The organism is Streptomyces graminilatus, assembly GCF_001418565.1.
Taxonomy (GTDB): domain Bacteria; phylum Actinomycetota; class Actinomycetes; order Streptomycetales; family Streptomycetaceae; genus Streptomyces; species Streptomyces graminilatus.
Genome location: NZ_LIQQ01000397.1, coordinates 1 through 20,644 on the forward strand (window position 1 = coordinate 1; position 20,644 = coordinate 20,644).

Consider the following 20,644-nt stretch of genomic DNA (forward strand, 5'->3'; position numbering starts at 1 on the left):
GTACCCGCCCCCCCGTCAGGGCAGCTCGAACCCCGGATCCATCCCGCCCAGCGCCCTTGTGCACAGGCAGTTCCGCGCCCCGTTCGCCGGCAGTGCGGCCACCGCGTCGAACAGGACGCCCCGCATCCGGTCCACGTTCGCCGCGAACACCTGGAGCACCTCCTCGTGCGAGACGCCCTCGCCGGTCTCCGCGCCCGCGTCGAGGTCGGTGACGAGCGCCAACGACGTGTAGCAGAGCTCCAGTTCACGGGCGAGGGCCGCCTCGGGATGGCCCGTCATGCCCACCACCGACCAGCCCTGCGCCCGGTGCCACAGCGACTCGGCGCGGGTGGAGAAGCGCGGCCCCTCGACCACGGTCAGCGTGCCGCCGTCCACCGGCTCCCAGTCGCGCCCGCGCGCAGCCGTCAGGGCGGCCTCGCGGCCGGCCGGGCAGTAGGGGTCGGCAAGTGACACGTGCACCACGTTCGGGACGGTGCCGTCGGGCAGCGGCAGGCCGTCGAAGAACGTTCCCGCCCGGGTCTTCGTACGGTCGACCAGCTGGTCCGGTACGAGCAGCGTGCCCGGGCCGTACTCGGGCCGCAGCCCGCCGACCGCGCACGGGGCGAGCACCTGGCGCACGCCCGCCGAGCGCAACGCCCACAGGTTGGCCCGGTAGTTGATGCGGTGTGGCGGAAGATGGTGGGCGCGTCCGTGCCGGGGCAGGAAGGCGACCCGGCGGCCGGCGATCTCGCCGAGGAACAGGGAGTCACTCGGGGACCCGTACGGCGTGTCCACCTGGACCTCGGTCACGTCGTCGAGGAAGGAGTAGAAGCCGGAGCCGCCGATCACGCCGATCTCGGCACCCTCGGAGTTCGCGGGATCCAAGGAATTCGCGGAGGTCGCGGGGGTCGCGGAAGTCGCGGGAGTCACCATGCCCGCACATTAGCCGGGCGCGGAAAACCCGTGTGGGCGGGTGGAAATGCCGAGGACCCCGTCGTCGTGGGACGACGGGGTCCTGCGGGGCAAGAAGCGGTGTCTACGCGGCCGAGCTGGTGCTCGACGAGCTGCTGGAGCCCGAGGAGGAGCTGGACGACGAGGACGAGCCGGACGACGAGGAGGCCGACGAACTCGACGACGAGTCCGAGGACGACGACGTCGAAGCGGAGGACGTCGACGGCTTCGACGCGGGCGCGCTGCTCGACGACGAGCCGCGGCTGTCGTTGCGGTAGAAGCCGGAGCCCTTGAAGACGATGCCGACGGCGGAGAACACCTTCTTCAGGCGGCCACCGCAGCTGGGGCACTCGGTCAGGGCGTCATCGGTGAACTTCTGCACCGCTTCGAGGCCCTCAGCGCACTCCGTGCACTGGTACTGGTAGGTCGGCACTTGTCTTCCTCCTGGCACTCTCACTCGATGAGTGCTAACGACGGTCCAGTGTGACCTATTCCCGGGGATCAGTCCACTGTCACCGGCACGCGGTGACCGACGACACGTGCGGGAGTCGGGTTCGCCGGGTGGGTCCTCGCCGCCGGTGTCAGCCGTGAACGCAGGGTCACGAGGGTCACCAGGGCCAGGAGAGTGCCGCCCATGGGGACCAGGAATCCGGCGCCGTCCCAGAGGCGGTCCTCCAACTGGCCGGCGACGGTGACAGCCGCCGCCTGGCCGAGGGCGACCGCGCCGGTCAGCCAGGTGAACGCCTCGGTGCGGGCGCCCGCCGGGACCAGACCGTCGACCAGGGTGTAGCCGGTGATCAGCGCGGGCGCGACGCACATGCCGACCAGGAGGCCGAGCCCGGCCAGCGTCAGCGCGGACTGGGCCGTCCACAGGCCGGACGCGGTCACCGCGAGGGCCGCGTACCCGGCGACCAGACGCCGCTGCGGGGCCATGCGCCAGGCGACCGCCCCGCAGACCACGCCGGAGAGCATGTTGCCGGCGGCGAAGATCCCGTACAGGACGCCGTTCAGGCCGGGGCTGCCGGTGTATTCGCTGAACGCGGCGAGCGAGACCTGCATACCGCCGAAGACGGCGCCGATGCCGAGGAAGGCGACGATCAGGACACGTACCCCGGGGACGGCCAGTGCCGAAACGCGCTCCACGCGCGCGTGCGGCCCGCCGACGGGGTTCACGGCGACCGGCGGCTCGGTGCTCCGCTGCGCGGCGAACAGCAGACCGCCCAGGAGGGTCAGCGCGGCCTCGGTGACCAGGCCGGCCGCCGGGTCGACCGCTGTGCACAGGGCGGTGGCGAACAGGGGGCCGAAGACGAAGGTCAGCTCGTCGGTGACGGACTCGAAGGCCGCCGCCGTCGGCATCAGAGGTGAGTCCTGGAGCTTCGCCGCCCAGCGGGCCCGCACCATCGGGCCGACCTGGGGGGTGGTGGCGCCGGTCAGGACGGCGGCGGCGAACAGCGTCCACAGGGGAGCGCCGGTCAGCGCCAGCGCCGTCAGGGCGAGCCCGGACAGGGCGTGCAGGACGACGCCGGGGACGAGGACGGCGCGCTGTCCGTGGCGGTCGGTGAGGCGGCCCCCGTAGGGCGCGCACAGGGCCATGGAGACGCCGGTGGCGGCGGCCACGGCGCCGGCGGTGCCGTACGAGCCCGTGGTGTGCTGGACGAGCAGCACGATGGAGATCGTGAGCATCGCGAACGGCTGCCGCGCGGCGAATCCGGGGAGCAGGAACGTCCAGGCGCCGGGGGTCCGCAGCAGTTGTCCGTAGGTGACCGTGGATGCCACGGCCGTGCCTTTCCGCCACCTGGTAGCGCGGCCCCCACGCGTGGGGCGGCGCCGAGAGCTGTCCTCTTGCGCGGACTGCGGTAGATGCCGACTCTCCCGCAGAGGATGTTCCGGCCGCCATACGGTCGCGCCAGCTCTGCTTCAGGCAGAGTTGGTTCGATCAGGGTGCGCCTTCACTGTACAGGGGAAGCGGGCCGGTGGACCTGTGAAAGTGAAGACTTGTGGGCCTGTGGGAGGAGGAAGCGAGGTGCGTCATGTTTCTGCTCCGTTCCCGCCCGTGCCCAGCCACTGGGCGAGCTTGCCGCCCTGTCCCACGGCCCGCAGCCGGCGTTCCGTCGCGTCGCGGACCGGGTCGGTGGTCACGACGAGGAGTTCGTCGCCGCGGTGCAGGATGGTCGTCGGCAGCGGGACAAACGATTTTTCATCGCGGACGACGAGCGTGACGGCGGCGCCCGGCGGCAGCCTCAGCTCGCCCACCTCCACGCCGTGCATCCTGGATCCCTCGGGTATCGCCACGGACAGCAGATGCCCGCGCAGCCGCTCCAGGGGCGCCGACTCGATGCCGAGGTCGGCGGCCTCGGCCGTCGTGTCGAGGTGCAGTTTCCGGGCCAGCCAGGGGAGCGTCGGGCCCTGGACGAGGGTGTAGACGACGACCAGGACGAAGACGATGTTGAAGATGCGGCGGCTCTCCTCGATGCCGCTCACCATCGGGATCGTCGCCAGGATGATGGGCACCGCGCCGCGCAGCCCGGCCCAGGACATCAGGGTCTGCTCCTGCCACGGGACCCGGAACGGCGTCAGGCTGACGAACACGCTCAGCGGGCGGGCGACCATGGTCAGGGCAAGGCCTATGACGAGCGCGGGCCAGATGTCGTCGCCCAGGTCGTGCGGGGTGACCTGGAGGCCGAGCAGGACGAACATGCCGATCTGGGCGATCCAGCCGAGCCCGTCGGCGAAGCCCCGGGTGGCCGGCCAGTGCGGCAGCTTGGCGTTGCCGAGGACCATGGCGGCCAGGTAGACCGCGAGGAAGCCTGAGCCGTGGGCCAGGGCGCCGGCGGCGTACGCGGTGACCGCGATGGCCATCACGGCGATCGGGTAGAGGCCGGACGCGGGCAGGGCCACGTGCCTCAGGCCCCAGGCGCCGAGCCAGCCGACCGTGATGCCGATGGCGGCGCCGATGGCCAGCTCACCGGCGATGACGCCCAGCAGGGTGTACCAGTGCTCGACCGGGCCCGCCGTGGACAGCGCGACGACCAGGATGACCACCGGAGCGTCGTTGAAGCCGGACTCGGCCTCCAGGGTGCCCGTCACGCGCGCGGGGAGGGGGATTTTCCGCAGCACGGAGAACACCGCCGCCGCGTCCGTCGAGGACACCACCGCGCCGATGATGAACGCCTGCCGCCACTCCAGCCCGATCAGGTAGTGCGCGGCCGACGCCGTGATCCCGACGCTCACCGCGACCCCCGCCGTCGCCAGCACGGAGGCGGCCGGCAGGGCGGGTTCGATCTCCTTCCACTTCGTGCCGAGTCCGCCCTCGGCCAGGATCACGACCAGGGCCGCGTATCCGATGACCTGGGTCAGTTCGGCGTTGTCGAAGTGGATGTCGCCGATGCCGTCCTGGCCCATGGCGATGCCGATCCCCAGGTAGACGAGCAGGCTGGGGAGCCCGCTGCGCGAGGAGATCCGGACCGCCGCCACGGCGATGAGGAGGACGAGCGAGCAGACGAGCAGGAGCTGGTTGAGATGGTGGACAGTCAGTGGCCGTTCCCTTCCCTGGCCCGGACGCGGCACGCGCGCGGGTCACGTACATCGGACACGAGGTGAGGCCACCGCGCACCCAAGTACTTCGTTACCTTACCTAACTCTTGACGATTCCTTGACGCTTCCACAGGCATGATCGAACGCCCGTCCGCTCTCGGACCCGACTCCGCGTCAAGTCGTGTCGGGCCCTGCGCCTATGGTTGCTCCAGCACTCCAGTACCGCCTGCCGCTCGCGTTAGGACAGCAAGGACAGCGATGCCCCCCACCACCACCAGCTCTTCCGGTCACAAGCCCGGCAAGTCCGGCAGGAAGAAGGGGGGTAAAGCCCGACTGTTCGTAATCGTCCTGGTCCTGGCCCTCATCGGAGGCGTCGCCTACGGCGCCTACTGGTCCGTCAGCACGGTCCGGGCCTCCTTCCCCCAGACCAAGGGTTCGATCTCCCTCGAAGGCCTGTCGGGGCCCGTGGACGTCAAGCGGGACAGCCACGGCATCCCGCAGATCTACGCCTCCTCCGACGAGGACCTGTTCATGGCGCAGGGCTACGTCCAGGCGCAGGACCGGTTCTACGAGATGGACGTACGCCGGCACCTCACGTCGGGCCGGCTCTCCGAGATGTTCGGCAAGGGGCAGGTCGACAAGGACGAGTTCCTGCGCACCCTGGGCTGGGACCGGGTGGCCAAACAGGAGTACGACAAGACCCTGTCGGCCACCACGAAGAAGTACCTCCAGGCCTACGCCAAGGGAGTCAACGCCTACCTGAAGGGCAAGGACGGCGCGGACATCTCCCTGGAGTACGCGGCCCTCGGGTTCGTGAACGACTACAAGCCGCAGGAGTGGACCCCGGTCGACTCGATCGCGTGGCTGAAGGCGATGGCCTGGGACCTGCGCGGCAACATGCAGGACGAGATCGACCGCTCCCTGCTGACCAGCCGCCTCGGCCCGCAGCAGATCGCCGACCTGTACCCGCGCTACCCGTACGGCCGGAACAAGCCGATCGTCCAGGAAGGCGCGTACGACGCCACGGCGAAGAAGTTCGCCCAGGGCGGCAGCGCCGCGAGCACGGCCTCGGCGTCTTCGGGGACGTCCGGAACCCAGGCCGCCGACTCCGCGGCCTTCCAGAGCCAGTTGGCGGGCCTCTACCGGGTCCTCGACGACGTCCCCACGGCCGTCGGGGTCAACGGCAACGGCATCGGCTCCAACTCCTGGGTCGTCGCGGGCTCCCACACCATCACCGGCAAGCCCCTGCTGGCCAACGACCCGCACATGTCGCCGGCGCTGCCGTCCGTCTGGTACCAGATGGGCCTGCACTGCCGCAGCGTCTCCAGCAAGTGCCAGTACGACGTCTCCGGCTACACCTTCGCGGGCATGCCCGGCGTGGTCATCGGCCACAACGGCGACATCGCCTGGGGCATGACCAACTCGGGCGCCGACGTCACCGACCTCTACCTGGAGAAGCTCTCCGGCGACGGCTACCTGTACGACGGAAAGACGAAGCCGTTCACCACGCGCGAGGAGACCATCAAGGTCGCCGGAGGCGCGTCCAAGAAGATCGTCGTCCGCGAGACCGAGAACGGCCCCCTGCTGTCCGACCGCTACGACGAGCTCGTCAAGGTCGGCCGGAAGGCCACCGTCGACGCCTCGGCCCCCGACCGGGGCGACGGCTACGGCATCGCGCTGCGCTGGACCGCGCTGGACCCCGGCACCTCCATGGACGCCGTCTTCCTGATCGACAAGGCCAAGAACTGGACCGAGTTCCGCACGGCCGCCGCCGCCTTCGACGTGCCCTCGCAGAACCTCGTCTACGCGGACACCCAGGGCAACATCGGCTACCAGTTGCCGGGACGCATCCCCACGCGCGTGAAGGGCGACGACGGCTCCGTGCCGGTCCCCGGCTGGGACTCCAAGTACCGCTGGACCGGCTACATCAAGCAGGACGAGCTGCCCTTCGAGTTCAACCCGAAGCGCGGCTACATCGTGACCGCCAACCAGGCCGTCGTCGACCAGGCGAAGTACCCGTACATCCTCACCACGGACTGGGGCTACGGCACCCGCAGCCAGCGCATCGCCGACCTGATCGAGTCGAAGATCAAGGGCGGCGGCAAGGTCTCCACCGACGACATGCGCCAGATGCAGCTCGACAACAGCAGCGAGATCGCCAAGCTGCTGGTGCCCAAGCTGCTGGCGATCGACATCGACGACAAGCACGTCCGCGAGGCGCAGAAACTCCTCGTCGGCTGGGACTACACCCAGGACCCCGACTCCGCCGCCGCGGCCTACTTCAACGCGGTCTGGCGCAACATCCTGAAGCTCGCCTTCGGCAACAAGCTGCCCAAGGAGGTACGGGTCGAGGGCCAGTGCCTGTACGTCAGGCCGGTGAACACCACCAGCCCCGCCGACGCGGACCAGCGGGTCCTCGAATGCGGTCAGCGGGACGCCGACCAGGCGCAGCCGGACGGCGGCGACCGCTGGTTCGAGGTGGTCCGCAAGCTCATCGACGACCAGAACAACGACTGGTGGACCTCGCCCGCCACGCGCACCGAGAAGGCCGCGACCAACCGCGACCAGCTGTTCGCGCGCGCCATGACGGACGCCCGCTGGGAGCTGACCGCCAAGCTCGGCAAGGACATCGACACCTGGAGCTGGGGCCGGCTGCACCGGCTGTTCCTGAAGAACCAGACCCTGGGCACCGACGGCCCCGGCCTCGTGCAGTACATCCTCAACCGCGGCCCCTGGCAGCTCGGCGGCGGCGAGGCGACGGTCAACGCGACCGGCTGGAACGCGGCCGGCGGCTACGGCGTCCTGTGGGTGCCGTCGATGCGGATGGTGGTCAACCTCGGCGACCTCGACAAGTCGAAGTGGATCAACCTGACGGGCGCCTCCGGGCACGCCTTCAGCAGCCACTACACCGACCAGACGGGCATCTGGGCCAAGGGCGAACTGCTCGACTGGTCCTTCTCGGACAAGGCGGTCGACGACAGCACGACCGACACGCTGCTGCTGAAACCGGCGTGAGCACGCGGTAGCACCCGCGTCCCCGACCGGCCCTCCACGCGCGCGCGTGGAGGGCCGGTCACGTTTCTGGAGAAGCCTGTTTCAGGAGGGGGCGCGGAAGCGGCGCACTCCCGACGGGGTGACCACCGCGTGCACCGGCCGGTCGTGCGGCTCGGCCGGGACGAGGGGGACGACCTCGCCGTCGTACAGCAGCACCACCAGGGCCGGATCGCCGCCCGAGCGCTCCAGCCGGGCTAGTACACGGTCGTACGAGCCTCCGCCGCGCCCCAGACGCAGCCCGAGGCCGTCCACGGCCAGGCCGGGCAGCAGGACGGCGTCGGCGCCCGTCACGGCGTCCGCCCCGAGGCGCTCGCCGGCCGGCTCCAGGAGCGCCATCCGCCCGCCGTGCCGCACCTCCACCAGGGACCCCTCACCGGCGTACGCGCCCCAGTCGAGGTCGTTGTCCGGGAGCAGGACCGGCAGCAGGACCCGCACCCCGCGCGCGTGGAGGGCGTCGAGCAGCGGCCGGGTGCCGGGTTCGGTGCCGACGGAGACGTACGCGGCCACCGTGCGCGCGTGCGCCAGCTCGGGCAGAGCGAGCGCGCGGCCGGCCAGGGCCACCGCCGCTTCCCGGACGTCGGCGGCCGTCAACCTGCTTCTCACCGCGAGGAGATCCCGCCGAAACATGCGCTTGTCAGGCTCTGCCCCCACGGCGCTCCCTTTATCGTGTCCAGTGATCTCATGTGGTTCATATACCGATATGAGCGTCAGTTCATCGGTGCCACTGAATCAGCACAAAGGCTACGGATAAGGTTGCCGCCATGACTGAGTCGCACCCCAGGATCAGCAAGGCTGTCATCCCCGCAGCAGGCCTCGGCACCCGGTTCCTGCCGGCCACCAAGGCCACTCCCAAGGAGATGCTGCCGGTCGTCGACAAGCCGGCGATCCAGTACGTGGTCGAGGAGGCCGTGTCCGCCGGCCTCGACGACGTCCTCATGATCACAGGACGCAACAAGCGCCCCCTTGAGGACCACTTCGACCGCAACTACGAACTGGAGTCCGCCCTTCAGAAGAAGGGCGACGCCGCGCGACTCGCCAAGGTCCAGGAGTCCAGCGACCTCGCGACCATGCACTACGTCCGCCAGGGAGACCCCAAGGGCCTCGGCCACGCCGTCCTGTGCGCGGCCCCGCACGTCGGCCACGAGCCCTTCGCCGTCCTCCTCGGCGACGACCTCATCGACCCCCGCGACCCCCTGCTCAAGCGCATGGTCGAGATCCAGGAGCAGCACGGCGGCAGCGTGATCGCCCTCATGGAGGTCGCCCCCGAGCAGATCCACATGTACGGCTGCGCGGCCGTCGAGACCACCGCCGACGGTGACGTGGTCAAGGTCACCGGCCTGGTCGAGAAGCCGGAGCCCGCGGACGCCCCCTCGAACTACGCGGTCATCGGCCGCTACGTCCTCGACCCGCACATCTTCGGCATCCTCCGCCAGACCGAGCCCGGCCGCGGCGGCGAGATCCAGCTCACCGACGCACTCCAGCAGCTCGCCCAGGACGAGAAGGTGGGCGGCCCCGTGCACGGTGTCGTCTTCAGGGGCCGCCGCTATGACACCGGCGACCGCGGCGACTACCTGCGTGCCATTGTCAGACTCGCATGCGAACGTGAGGACCTGGGCCCGGACTTCCGGACCTGGCTCCGCAGTTACGTAGCCGAGGAGATGTAGCGAAGTTGAGCAGCCCCGCGCCCCGCACCGCAGGCCAGGACCACCTCTGGTCGGTGGACGAGCACCTGGCGGACATCCTCGCGACCGTCCGCCCCCTCGAACCCATCGAGCTGCAACTCCTCGACGCCCAGGGCTGCGTCCTGGTCGAGGACGTCACGGTGCGGGTCTCCCTGCCGCCGTTCGACAACAGCTCCATGGACGGGTACGCGGTGCGGGTCGCGGACATCGCGGGCGCGAGCGAGGAGTACCCGGCCGCCCTGACGGTGATCGGGGACGTCGCGGCCGGCCAGGACGGACTGCTCCACGTGGGCCCCGGCCAGGCCGCCCGCATCATGACCGGCGCCCCGCTGCCGCCCGGCGCCGAGACCGTCGTCCCCGTGGAGTGGACCGACGGAGGCCTCGGCGGGGGCCCCGTCACCGGGATGCGCGCCCGCAGCGCCGATCCCGAGGGCGCCCACGGCCAGGTGCGCGTGCACCGCCCGGCACCGGCACGCGCGCACGTACGCGCACAGGGCAGCGACGTCCAGGCCGGCGACCTCGCCCTCGCCGAGGGCACCCTCCTCGGCCCGCCACAGATCGCCCTCCTGGCCGCGATCGGCCGCGGCACCGTACGCGTGCGCCCGCGCCCGCGCGTGGTCGTCATGTCGACCGGCAGCGAGCTGGTCCAGCCCGACCAGAAGCTCGCGCACGGCCAGATCTACGACTCCAACAGCTTCGCCCTCACCGCCGCCGCCCGGGACGCCGGGGCGATCGCCTACCGCGTGGGCGCGGTCGCCGACGACGCCGAGACCCTCCGCTCCGCCATCGAGGACCAGCTCGTCCGCGCCGACCTCGTCGTCACCACCGGAGGCGTCAGCGTCGGCGCGTACGACGTGGTCAAGGAGGCCCTCGCGCACGTCGCCGACGAGGACGAGCCCGGCGCCGGCGTCGACTTCCGCAAGCTCGCCATGCAGCCCGGCAAGCCCCAGGGCTTCGGCACCGTCGGCCCCGACCACACCCCGCTGCTCGCCCTCCCGGGCAACCCGGTGTCGTCGTACGTCTCCTTCGAACTGTTCGTGCGGCCCGCGATCCGGGCCCTGATGGGCGTGCCGGACATCCACCGGCCCACCACCAGGGCGGTCCTGACGGCGGACAAGGCGCTGACCTCACCGGCCGGGCGCCGCCAGTTCCTGCGCGGCAGCTATACGGACGGCCGGGTGACACCGGTCGGCGGCGCCGGATCCCACCTGATCGCGGCCCTCGCCCACGCCGACGCGCTGATCGTCGTACCCGAGGACAAGGAGTCCGTGGAGCCCGGCACCGAGGTGGAGGTCGTCCTGCTCGGCTGACCGGCTGCCGGGGGCGGCTGGAGGACGCCGGTTGGGAGTACCGTGTCGCGCACAACAGGCCCGACCGGGAGCGCAGCGGCACATGAGCACGCAGGACGACCGACTTACCCACATCGACGAGGCGGGCGCCGCCCGCATGGTCGACGTATCCGGCAAGGACGTGACCGCGCGCACCGCCCGTGCCAGCGGCCGTGTCCTTGTCTCGCCCAGGGTGATCGAGCTGCTGCGCGGGGAGGGGGTCCCCAAGGGGGACGCCCTGGCCACCGCGCGGATCGCGGGCATCATGGGCGCCAAGCGGACCCCCGACCTCATCCCGCTCTGCCACCCTTTGTCGGTGTCGGGTGTGAAACTGGACCTGTCGGTCGCGGACGACGCCGTCGAGATCCTCGCCACCGTGAAGACGACGGACCGCACGGGCGTCGAGATGGAGGCCCTCACCGCGGTCTCGGTCGCCGCGCTCACCGTGATCGACATGGTCAAGGCGGTCGACAAGGGAGCGGTCATCACGGACGTACGGGTGGAGGAGAAAACCGGCGGGAAGTCGGGCACCTGGAGCCGGTCATGACACCGGAGACGCTGCCCGCCGACGCAGGCGGCGCGCTGCTCGCGCCGTACGCCGCCCTGGTCGTGACCGCGTCCAACCGCGCGGCGGCGGGCGTCTACGAGGACAAGGGCGGCCCGCTGGTCGCGGCGGGCCTGGAGAAGTCCGGCTTCACTGTCGACGGACCGTGGGTCGTGCCCGACGGCGACCCGGTGGAGAACGCGCTGCGGACCGCCGTCCGGGCCGGGTACGACGTCGTCGTCACCACGGGCGGCACCGGTATCTCGCCCACCGACCGCACCCCGGAGGCCACCCGCGCGGTGCTCGACCAGGAGGTGCCGGGCATCGCCGAGGCCATCCGGGCGTACGGCCGCGAGAAGGTGCCGACGTCGGCGCTGTCGCGCGGACTCGCCGGAGTCGCGGGCGGGACCCTGATCGTCAATCTGCCGGGTTCCACCGGCGGGGTGAAGGACGGACTGGCCGTCCTGGAGCCCCTGTTGAAGCACGCCGTCGACCAGATCCGGGGCGGAGACCACCCCAGACCCGCCGGCGCCGGCCCTGGGGGTGCGTGCTGAACAGCCCGTCCTGGCCGGTGGAGCTGGTGGACGGCGACATCGTCCTCCGGCCCGTGAGGCTGCGCGACCAGCGGGTCTGGCGCGAGATCAACCGGCGCAACCGGGACTGGCTGCGGCCCTGGGAGGCGACGATCCCGCCGCCCACGCCCAGCGGCCCGATCGCTCACCGGCCGACCTACCGGCAGATGATCCGGCATCTGCGCGCGGAGGCGAACGCGGGCCGGATGCTGCCCTTCGCCATCGAGTACCAGGGGCAGTTGGTGGGCCAGTTGACGGTCGCCGGGATCACCTGGGGCTCGATGTGCTCGGGACACGTCGGCTACTGGGTGGACGAGGCGGTGGCGGGCCGTGGCGTGATGCCGACGGCGGTCGCACTGGCGGTCGACCACTGTTTCCGTACGGTCGGACTGCACCGCATCGAGGTCTGCATCCGCCCGGAGAACGGGCCCAGCCGCCGGGTCGTGGAGAAACTCGGATTCCGCGACGAAGGGCTCAGGCCCCGCTATCTCCACATCGACGGGGCCTGGCGCGACCATCTCGTCTTCGCGCTCACCGCGGAAGAGGTGCCCGACGGGTTGCTGAGCCGCTGGCACCGGGCACGCTCCCAGAGGACGCCGGGGGACCCGGGGGGACGCCGGGGGACACCGGGGCCGATATAAATTGAATAGATGTTCGAGCGACCGACTTGAGGTGCCAAATGCGCGCCCTCGATGACCTGCTGATCGCATCGATCACAAAAAAAGCTCGAAATATCAGCCGGATCGTGCGACACACCGGCTCAATTGGCAGATGGCCTCACGCAAACCCCTCTACCGTGTGAGACGTGAGCAGCAGCGGCCTCATCTACGCAGTCATTGTCGGGGCCTGGGCCGCCTACTTGGTGCCGATGTGGCTCCGTAGGCAGGACGAGCTGAACGAGGCACGTCCGACGGAACGCTTCAGCACCGCCATCCGGCTCCTGTCCGGACGGGCGGGCATGGAGCGCCGGTACGCCAAGGACCTGCGGGCGCGCTCCGCCGACGAGGGGGAGCACAGCGTCTCGGACCCGGAGGATGCCACCGACTCGGTGGACGTCCGGGCCTTCGCCGTGCCCCCGACCCGCCCCCAGGCGAAGGTCCAGGTACCGGCGCAGGACCAGGCGGTTCAGGAGCAGGTACTCCAGGAACAGGTACTCCAGGAACAGGCGCACGACCAGCCGAGGGCCCCGAAGCGGGAGCAGCCCGCACAGGCGTCCGCGCCGGCCCCGGCTCCGGTCGGGGAACGGAAGCGTGAGCGCGTGCCGGCGGCTCGTCGGAGCGCGAACGCATCGGCGGAAGCCGCCGCGCGCGCCCGGCGCTCGAAGGTGCTCGCGCGCCGACGGCGTACGACGGTGATGCTGTTCTTCGCCTTCACGCTCGGTACGATCGTCGCGGCGGTCGGCGGACTCGCCTTCCTCTGGGCGCCCGCTGTCCCGGCGGCCATGCTGAGCGGCTACATCGCCTATCTGCGTACGCAGGAACGGCGCCGTTTCACCTACCAGATGGACCGGCGCCAGGCCGAACTCGCCGCGCAGCGACTGCGTGAGCGCCAGCCCCGGCGGCGGCCGTCCACCGACCCCGGCGCCGAGGAGCAGGACGAGCACCCGGAGCCGGAGACCGACCCGGGCCTGTCCGCGCTCGCCGCCGACAGGCGTGCGCTCGTCGAGCAGACCGACCACGCGGAGTGGGTCGACCAGCAGCGTGAACGCCAGCGCCGCCCCGGCCACGGCGACAGCTGGGACCCGGTCCCGGTGCCGCTGCCGACGTACGTCACCGCCCCGGTCGCCCCCCGCGCCACGTCCGACGTGGACCTCGGCGCACCGGACGCCTGGAGCGCGGCGCGCTCCAGCACGGTGGGCCACGAGTCGGAGTCGTCGGCGGACCAGCAGATGGTGCCGGAGGACTCGACGGCGACGGAGACGGAGTCGCCGGACGGGCCGGAGTCCGACCCCGAGGCGGACTCGGAGAGCCCGGACGGCCGCACCGACGCCCGCCGCGCGGCCTCGGCCCGCCGTGCCCGGGAGCGGGGCCGCACCCCCCTGTTCGATCAGTACGAGGACGGCGAGCGGCCCCGCGCGGCCAACGAGTAGCGAGCGGTACCGGCAGGTGGGGGGCGTACGGCGGCCTCCACCGCCCGACGCGGAACGGATTTCCGAGCACCCGGATCGGGATGCTAGAGTTTCACTCGTTGCAAGGGCCTGTGGCGCAGTCTGGTAGCGCACCTCGTTCGCATCGAGGGGGTCTGGGGTTCAAATCCCCACAGGTCCACCGCAATGACTGTTCTTGAGTTGTCTCAGGGGTAGTTGACGAGATCCCGTCCGATCGGAAGATCGGGCGGGATCTTCGTGTTTCCGGGGTCGGTTCGAGGTGGTGTCCGAACGGGGCCGGTGTCGGAGGCGGTTGCCTGGTGGCCGTCGGCCTGGCGTTTCGGGATGGTTCGGGTGCGTGAGGCGTTCGTTCGCTCAGCGGCCGGGGACCGCGAGGCCCGACTCCCAGGCCCAGGCGGCGATCTCGACGCGGTTGCGGGCGCTGAGTTTGTTCTGCACGTTGCCGAGGTGGGTTTTCACCGTGCCGACGGTGATGGACAGTCCGGCGGCGATCTCCGCGTTGGTGAGGCCCTTGGCCACCAGGCGCACCACCTCCGTCTCGCGCGCCGACAGGCCGGCGGCCGACGCCCGGGCCGCGGGGGAGGAGGCGCCGGTGGACAGGCCGCTCAGCAGGCGGACGGTGATCGACGGGCTGACCAGGGACTCCCCGGAGGCCGCCGCGCGGATCGCCTCGACCAGCAGGGCGGGCCCCGAGTCCTTGATGAGGAAGCCGCAGGCACCGCCGCGCAGGGCGCGGTGGACGTATGCGTCGTCGTCGAAGGTCGTGACCATGACCACCTTCGGCGGGTCCGTCAGGCCCGGCCGGGTCAGTCGGCGCAGCGCCTCCAGTCCGTCCAGGCGGGGCATGCGGATGTCCATCAGCACCACGTCCGGCCGGTGCCGTTCGGCCAGTTCCACGGCTTCCACCCCGTCCACCGCCTCCGCCACGACCTCGATGTCGTCCTGGACCGAGAGGATCATTCCGAAGCCGGTGCGGACCATGGCCTGGTCGTCGGCGATCAGTACCCGGATCGTCACGCGCCCGCCCCCGTCCGCAGCGTCGCCTCGACACTCCATCCCCGGGCCTCGCCGGGGCCCGCGCGGAGAGTGCCGCCGATCATGCCGACGCGTTCGGCGAGGCCCGTCAGACCGAAGCCACCACCACGGGCGTTGCCGAGGCCGAGGCCGGGGCGTGCGCGGCCGTCGTCGCTGATGGTCACCGTGATCCGGTCCGCCGACCGGACGAGGCGCACCTCCACCTCGGCGGCCTCACGGGCATGCTTGCGCACGTTGGTCAGCGCCTCCATCACCACCCGGTGGAGCGTGGTGACCACCTCCACCGGCAGGCCGTCGAACGATCCCTCCATCAGCAACCGGGGCCGGCTGCCGCCGACCGTCGCGAACTCCTCGACCAGGGTCTGTATCTCGTCCATGCCCGCGAGCGGGGCGAGCACGGGGCTGTTCCCGTCCGGCCCGGCCGCGCGCAGCATCCCGACCATGGCGCGCATGGAGGTCAGCGCCTCCGCCCCGGACCGTTCGATCCGTTCCAGCGCGGGCAGTACGAGTTCGGGCCGTTTGGCGGCGATCATGTGGGCTCCCTGCGCCTGGACGACGATGCCTGTCACATGGTGGGCGACGAAGTCGTGCAGGTCCCGGGCGAATTCGGCGCGCTGCTCCAGGCGGATGGTGCTCTCCCGCCGCTTCCGGTCCAGGGCGACCAGCCGTGCGGCCAGACCGGCGGCCAGCGCGGCGATCGCCGCCAGCGTCCAGAAGAACGCCTGGATGATGTTTCCCTCGCGCGTCCCGTCCGAGAGGGGGCGCAGGACGACCGCCGCCACCAGGGCCGGTGCGGTCACCGTCGTCCACACCGGCGCGGCACGCCAGGCGACGAGCACCAGCAGCGCGAGCAGCGTGGCCGGTTCGGTGAACCCGTCGGCGACGTCGCTGCCGTCGGGCGGCCTCAGATGATGGATGGCGGCGGTGGTGCCGAGGGACATCGTCACCGCGGCGCAGGCCGCCGCGGGCAGTCCGCGCGGGCCGAGCCGGTTTCCGGCGACGAGCATGGCCCCGGCCAGCAGGACGGACACGAGCTTGAGCTTGAACACCCCGTGGGGGGCCGGCTCAAGCATGCCGTAACGCAGGTCGAGCAGACCGAGCCCCAGGAGCAGCAGCGCGGTCAGGGGCGGTACGGCGGCGCGCAGCCGGAGGAGGAGCCGGGAGGTCATGGCAGCTGAGCCTAGCTGGGCGGACGTACCGCGAGATCTGCCGAAAGTTGTAGAGGGTGGGTGCGGGTTCCGTCTTTTGGAAGATCCACCGGCTCCGGGCGGCGCAGGACAGTGGAGCCGCGCCGCGCTCCTTTCGCGGCGGTCTCCGCCACCGATGAGGAGTGAGCAATTCCATGGGCAACGTCCAGTTCGAAATCCCTTCCTGGTGGGTGCTCGGGCCGCTGCTGACCGCCTTCTGCGTGGTACTCGCGGTGCGGGTGAGGAGCAGGAGGCCCGGGTGGTACGGGAAGCACGCCGCGACCCGGCTGACCGCCGCCCTCTACGCCACCGGAACGCTGCACTTCGTCCTCTTCCCGATGTGGATGTACTTCGGCGTCTACGGGAACGAGGTTCCGCTGTGGGACCAGATCCAGTGGGTCCCCGTGTTCGGGCCCGATCCCAGCATCCTGGCCAACGTGGTCATGACGGTGCCGTTCGGGATGATGCTTCCCCTCCTGTGGCGGAAGGCGTCCTCGCTGGGCCGGGTCACGCTCTGGTCGGCGCTGCTCAGCCTGTCGGTCGAGATCACCCAGGCCATCCTGTACGCCGCGGTCAGCTACGGCCGGACGATCGATGCCACCGACCTCGTCGCCAACACGCTGGGCGGCATGATCGGTTACGGCATCCTCCGCCTGGCGTGCCGTTCCCGCGCCGTGGTCGGCATCCTGAGCGCTTACGCCCTGCCGGGTTCCGCGTTCACCCCGGCCGGTGCGCGTGATGCCGTCTCGTCGGCCCCGGTCGCATGAGGACGGGAGCGGTGGCGGGTCACCATGCCCGACCTCGCCGTCCGCCTCGCGCAGGCCGCGGGTCACTCTGGGCTTGGAATTGGAAGGGTTATGGCTGATGTTCCGGCACGGCCGGGGTGGTTGGGGAGCGGGGCGTCGAACTTGCCCGCTCCCGCGTCCGGTTGGTGGAGGATCGGCTCTGTTCGTCTCCGCCGGGTTCTACAGGTTCTTGGCGTAGCAGAGGCTCAGTTCGTGGTCGCGGTAGTAGCCGAACTTCGTGCAGGGGGCGTAGCCGCTTGAGGTGTAGAGGCTGATGGCTTCCGGTTGCCTCGTGCCCGTCTCCAGGATCATTCGGGTGCGGCCGGCGGTGCGGGCGTCCTCTTCCAGGGCGGCCAGTATTCGGCGGGCCAGGCCGAGGCCGCGGGCCTCCTCGACCACGTACATTCGTTTCAGCTCGGCGTCGCCGGGAAGATGGCCTTCCTCGGTCTCCTCGTCGTGGCCGCGCCAGCCGCCGGTGGCCACCGGGCGGTCCTGCTCGTCGTACGCGATCAGGTACAGGCCGGACGGCGGGGCGAACATCGCCGGGTCGAGGTGGGTGGCGTCGCCCTCGTCGTCGTAGCGGGCGGCGTACTCGGCCTGGACCTGGTCGTTGAGCTTGACGGCGTCGGGGTGGTCGAAGGAGACCCGGCGGATATTCATGCCATGTACGGTACATGTATACATGTCGGTCTCGCCAGGTGTTCTCCGTCTCCCGGTATCGTGCCCGGGTGCTGACTGTGACCACTGTGAATGTGAACGGACTCCGCGCCGCCGCGAAGAAGGGCTTCGTGGAGTGGCTCGCCGAGACCTCCGCAGATGTGCTGTGCCTCCAGGAGGTGCGTGCCGAGCCGCAGCAGCTGCCGGAGGAAGTTCGTGCGCCCGAGGGGTGGTACGTCACGCATGCGCCTGCCGCCGCCAAGGGGCGCGCCGGTGTCTCCCTCTACAGTCGCCGCGAGCCCGACCGGGTCCAGGTCGGGTTCGGATCCGCCGAGTTCGACGGCAGCGGGCGGTATGTCGAGGCCGATCTGCCCGGTGTCACCGTCGCCAGTCTGTATCTGCCGTCCGGTGAGGTCGGTACCGAGCGGCAGGACGAGAAGATCCGTTTCATGGACGAGTTCCTCGTCCATCTGAAGGGGCTGCGGGAGCGGGCCGCCGCCGACGGGCGCGAGGTCGTCGTCTGCGGGGACTGGAACATCGCCCACCAGCCCGCCGACCTCAAGAACTGGCGCGCCAACCAGAAGAGTTCTGGGTTCCTGCCCGAGGAGCGGGCCTGGCTCGGGCGCGTGCTCGACGGGGAGGACGGGGGGTTCGTGGATGTGGTGCGGGCGCTGCATCCGGAGGCGGTCGGGCCGTATTCGTGGTGGTCCTACCGGGGGCGGGCCTTTGACAGCGACGCGGGATGGCGGATCGACCTGATTGTCGCGACGGCCGGGCTCGCGGGGCGCGCGGTCAAGGGGATCGTGGAGCGTGCTGCCAGCCACGAGCAGCGATGGTCGGATCATGCGCCGGTGACGGTGGTTTTCGAGACGTGACAATGTGGGGTGGGCTGCGCTGGTCTGTGCGGCCCACCCCGGTGGTCTCAGTTCTCCCGCCGTAAGTGCGATGGCGGTCAGTGAAAGTCCCGCATGAACTTCTTCCACGATGGTTCGGACGACTGCGGTTGTTTCGGGGTCAGGAGTCAGGGACCATCCGCTACCGGACGGGTGCGGCGCCTTGCGGTAGCCGAAGGGGACCAGTCCACCGCCGTAGCGACCGGCGGCACGCAGTGCCTCATGGCTGTCGGCGAGCCGTTTGGAGATGGTGTGCGATTCTTGCTCGGCGGTATGGGCGAGGCTCATGTTCTCCATTGGCTGGAAATTACTTCCATGGAGTGAATCTTCAGGAAGTTCGCCATCTGCCGAGTTGCCGGTCCATCGCCAGTGACAGTTCCGCCTCCACCACCCGGCGGGCCAGCGGGCGCAGGCGGGTCGGGTCGGCCTGTGGTGCGTGGGTGAGGAGTACGTCCGTGAAGATCTCGGCCAGGGCGTCCGCGTGGTCGCGTACCCGTCTGCCCGCCGCCAGGACGGCCGAGAGCGGGATGCCCTCCTGGACCAGCGCCGCCGACGCGTCCAGGAGGCCGCGGCTGATGTGGACTATCTGCTCGCCGTCGGTGCCCAGATAGCCGAGGTCCATCGAGGCCGCGAGGTTCTCGGGGGTGGCGTCCGGGCCGAAGCGGTCGGCGAGTTCCTCGGGGGTGAGGCGGACCGGGGTCTCCTCGGTGGGGGCGCCGAGGCCGAGCAGGTCGGCGACGTCACGGCCGTTGTCGAAGGCCTCGGCCAGTTCCGCGATGCCGTTGAGGGTGTGGCCGCGTTCCAGCAGCGCCGAGATCGTGCGCAGGCGGGCCAGGTGGTGGTCGTCGTACCAGGCGATGCGGCCCTCGCGGCGGGGCGGCGGGATCAGTTTGCGTTCGCGGTAGAAGCGCAGGGTGCGGACGGTGATGCCGGCCAGGCCCGCAAGCTCCGCCATCCGGTACTCCGTCCGGCACTCCGTCCGGTGCGCGGGCCCGTGCGTGTTCTGGTGCTCCGGGTGGTTCTCCGGTTGGTGTGCGGGTCCGGCGGTGTTCTCCGGTGCGTCTGCTTCTGCCACGTCGGAACCCTAAGTCGTACCGGCGGTAACTTTCCCTCTCCTGGACCCTACCCATCGGTACGGACCTCCTCTACTCTCCCATTGCGCCAGTGTTCACTGGCGCGGTCGCGTGGGGAAGGGCATCGGCATGGCCGAACAGGAAGCCGAACAGGAAGCCGAACGGGCATCCGAACACGAGCATGTGCGGGTGGCGGTGATCGGGTCGGGGTTCGGAGGGCTCGGGGCCGCTGTGCGGCTGCGGCGCGAAGGGGTCACCGACTTCGTCGTGCTGGAGCGCGCCGGCAGTGTCGGCGGCACCTGGCGCGACAACAGCTATCCGGGGTGCGCCTGTGACGTGCCCTCCCATCTGTACTCGTTCTCCTTCGCGCCCAATCCCGACTGGCCGCGCGTCTTCTCCGGGCAGGAACACATCCGCGCCTACCTGGAGAATGTCGCTGACGTCTTCGGGCTGCGGCCCCATCTCCGCTTCAACTCCGAGGTCAAGAAGATGACTTGGGATGCGGGGCGGCTGGTGTGGGTTGTTGAGACCAGCAGTGGGGTCTTGCTCGCCGATCTCGTTGTCTCCGCCACCGGGCCGCTCTCCGAACCCAAGGTGCCGGATGTTCCGGGGCTGGAAACCTTCCCCGGCAAGGTCTTCCACTCCGCCCGCTGGGACCACGACTACGACCTGCGCGGCAAGCGGGTCGCGATGGTGGGGACCGGGGCCTCCGCCATCCAGATCGTTCCCGCCATCCAGCCCGACGTCTCCCGCCTCACCCTCTTCCAGCGCACCCCGCCCTGGGTGATGCCCCGCGTCGACCGGGCCATCGGCGGCGCCGAGCGTGCCGTGCATCGCGCGCTGCCCTTCACCACCCGGCTGCGGCGCGGACTCCTGTGGGGCGTAAGGGAGTTGCAGGTCCAGGCGTTCACCAAGCGTCCGGGTGAGCTGGGTGTCGTGGAGGCGCTGGCCAAGCGCAATATGCGGCAGGTCATCAAGGATCCCGCCCTGCGCGCCAAACTCACCCCCGACTACCGCATCGGCTGCAAGCGCATCCTGCTGTCGAGCGCCTACTATCCGGCGCTCACCCGGCCCAACGTGGATGTGGTGGCCAGTGGGTTGAGCGAGGTACGGGGGTCGACCGTGGTCGGGGCCGACGGGAGCACGGCCGACGTTGACGCCATCGTCTTCGGTACGGGGTTCCATGTCACCGACATGCCCATCGCCGAGCGGGTCGTCGGTGCGGAGGGGATCACCCTCGCCGAGGCCTGGGGTGGGGGTGGG

Annotated in this window: 19 protein-coding genes and 1 tRNA gene; 11 read left to right on the plus strand and 9 right to left on the minus strand. The window is 70.6% G+C overall.

From position 1 onward, the window contains the following. Positions 1-15: 15 nt before the first annotated feature. From AOK08_RS30315 to AOK08_RS30330, 4 genes are all read right to left on the minus strand, one after another. Positions 16-912, minus strand: a complete 897-nt coding sequence (locus tag AOK08_RS30315; protein ID WP_241827149.1) for an S-methyl-5'-thioadenosine phosphorylase — start codon at positions 910-912, stop codon at positions 16-18. A gap of 103 nt (positions 913-1,015) precedes the next feature. Continuing rightward, positions 1,016-1,363, minus strand: coding sequence for an FmdB family zinc ribbon protein (locus tag AOK08_RS43800; RefSeq protein WP_079054361.1), 348 nt, complete (start codon positions 1,361-1,363; stop codon positions 1,016-1,018). Positions 1,364-1,431: 68 nt separating this feature from the next. Continuing rightward, a complete protein-coding gene (locus AOK08_RS30325) occupies positions 1,432-2,706 on the minus strand; it encodes an MFS transporter (RefSeq protein WP_055531995.1) in 1,275 nt (424 codons plus the stop codon). Positions 2,707-2,958: 252 nt separating this feature from the next. Continuing rightward, positions 2,959-4,497, minus strand: a complete 1,539-nt coding sequence (locus tag AOK08_RS30330; protein WP_055531997.1) for a potassium/proton antiporter — start codon at positions 4,495-4,497, stop codon at positions 2,959-2,961. A 225-nt stretch (positions 4,498-4,722) separates the two neighbouring features. Between AOK08_RS30330 and AOK08_RS30335 the strand changes: the two genes are divergently transcribed. Then, positions 4,723-7,479, plus strand: a complete 2,757-nt coding sequence (locus tag AOK08_RS30335) for a penicillin acylase family protein (RefSeq protein ID WP_055531999.1) — start codon at positions 4,723-4,725, stop codon at positions 7,477-7,479. 81 nt (positions 7,480-7,560) lie between these two features. On the opposite strand, the gene AOK08_RS30340 is transcribed toward AOK08_RS30335, so the two are convergent. After that, positions 7,561-8,145 (minus strand): 5-formyltetrahydrofolate cyclo-ligase, encoded by a 585-nt coding sequence (locus AOK08_RS30340; RefSeq protein WP_079054362.1) that lies wholly within the window; start codon positions 8,143-8,145, stop codon positions 7,561-7,563. 134 nt (positions 8,146-8,279) lie between these two features. On the opposite strand from AOK08_RS30340, the gene galU reads away from it, so the two are divergent. From galU to AOK08_RS30375, 7 genes are all read left to right on the plus strand, one after another. Further along, positions 8,280-9,182: a UTP--glucose-1-phosphate uridylyltransferase GalU gene (gene galU, locus AOK08_RS30345; RefSeq protein WP_055532002.1), complete on the plus strand. Its 903-nt coding sequence runs from the start codon at positions 8,280-8,282 to the stop codon at positions 9,180-9,182. 5 nt (positions 9,183-9,187) lie between these two features. Next, entirely contained in the window at positions 9,188-10,510 is a 1,323-nt protein-coding gene (gene glp, locus AOK08_RS30350) for a molybdotransferase-like divisome protein Glp (protein WP_055532004.1), read from the plus strand. A gap of 82 nt (positions 10,511-10,592) precedes the next feature. Beyond that, a complete protein-coding gene (gene moaC / locus AOK08_RS30355) occupies positions 10,593-11,075 on the plus strand; it encodes a cyclic pyranopterin monophosphate synthase MoaC (protein ID WP_055532006.1) in 483 nt (160 codons plus the stop codon). After that, positions 11,072-11,626 carry a MogA/MoaB family molybdenum cofactor biosynthesis protein gene (locus AOK08_RS30360; protein ID WP_055532008.1) on the plus strand — a complete coding sequence of 185 codons (555 nt, stop codon included), beginning with the start codon at positions 11,072-11,074 and terminating at the stop codon, positions 11,624-11,626. Before moaC ends, AOK08_RS30360 begins: the two co-directional genes overlap by 4 nt. A 26-nt stretch (positions 11,627-11,652) precedes the next feature. Then, positions 11,653-12,285 (plus strand): GNAT family N-acetyltransferase, encoded by a 633-nt coding sequence (locus AOK08_RS30365; RefSeq protein ID WP_055532026.1) that lies wholly within the window; start codon positions 11,653-11,655, stop codon positions 12,283-12,285. Positions 12,286-12,449: 164 nt separating this feature from the next. Further along, positions 12,450-13,733 carry a divisome protein SepX/GlpR gene (gene sepX, locus AOK08_RS30370; protein WP_055532010.1) on the plus strand — a complete coding sequence of 428 codons (1,284 nt, stop codon included), beginning with the start codon at positions 12,450-12,452 and terminating at the stop codon, positions 13,731-13,733. A gap of 104 nt (positions 13,734-13,837) precedes the next feature. Then, positions 13,838-13,911: transfer RNA gene (locus AOK08_RS30375), tRNA-Ala, on the plus strand. 194 nt (positions 13,912-14,105) lie between these two features. Here the strand turns inward: AOK08_RS30375 and AOK08_RS30380 are convergent. Beyond that, complete coding sequence (locus tag AOK08_RS30380) at positions 14,106-14,807, minus strand: response regulator (protein ID WP_055532012.1); 702 nt, start codon at positions 14,805-14,807, stop codon at positions 14,106-14,108. Continuing rightward, positions 14,765-15,955 carry a sensor histidine kinase gene (locus AOK08_RS30385; RefSeq protein WP_055532014.1) on the minus strand — a complete coding sequence of 397 codons (1,191 nt, stop codon included), beginning with the start codon at positions 15,953-15,955 and terminating at the stop codon, positions 14,765-14,767. The genes AOK08_RS30380 and AOK08_RS30385 overlap by 43 nt, the downstream gene beginning before the upstream one ends. A 173-nt stretch (positions 15,956-16,128) precedes the next feature. On the opposite strand from AOK08_RS30385, the gene AOK08_RS30390 reads away from it, so the two are divergent. Then, complete coding sequence (locus AOK08_RS30390) at positions 16,129-16,740, plus strand: VanZ family protein (protein ID WP_055532016.1); 612 nt, start codon at positions 16,129-16,131, stop codon at positions 16,738-16,740. 198 nt (positions 16,741-16,938) lie between these two features. Here the strand turns inward: AOK08_RS30390 and AOK08_RS30395 are convergent, their stop codons facing one another. After that, positions 16,939-17,418, minus strand: a complete 480-nt coding sequence (locus AOK08_RS30395) for a GNAT family N-acetyltransferase (protein ID WP_055532018.1) — start codon at positions 17,416-17,418, stop codon at positions 16,939-16,941. Positions 17,419-17,486: 68 nt separating this feature from the next. Here AOK08_RS30395 and AOK08_RS30400 point away from each other — a divergent pair, with 68 nt between their 5' ends. Further along, on the plus strand, positions 17,487-18,290 hold the full coding sequence (locus AOK08_RS30400) for an exodeoxyribonuclease III (RefSeq protein WP_055532028.1): 804 nt from the start codon (positions 17,487-17,489) through the stop codon (positions 18,288-18,290). A 346-nt stretch (positions 18,291-18,636) separates the two neighbouring features. On the opposite strand, the gene AOK08_RS30405 is transcribed toward AOK08_RS30400, so the two are convergent. Then, a complete protein-coding gene (locus tag AOK08_RS30405) occupies positions 18,637-19,263 on the minus strand; it encodes a MerR family transcriptional regulator (RefSeq protein ID WP_055532030.1) in 627 nt (208 codons plus the stop codon). Between the two features lie 247 nt (positions 19,264-19,510). Between AOK08_RS30405 and AOK08_RS30410 the strand changes: the two genes are divergently transcribed. Further along, the coding region (locus tag AOK08_RS30410) for a flavin-containing monooxygenase (RefSeq protein WP_055532020.1) at positions 19,511-20,644 on the plus strand (1,134 nt) is incomplete at its 3' end.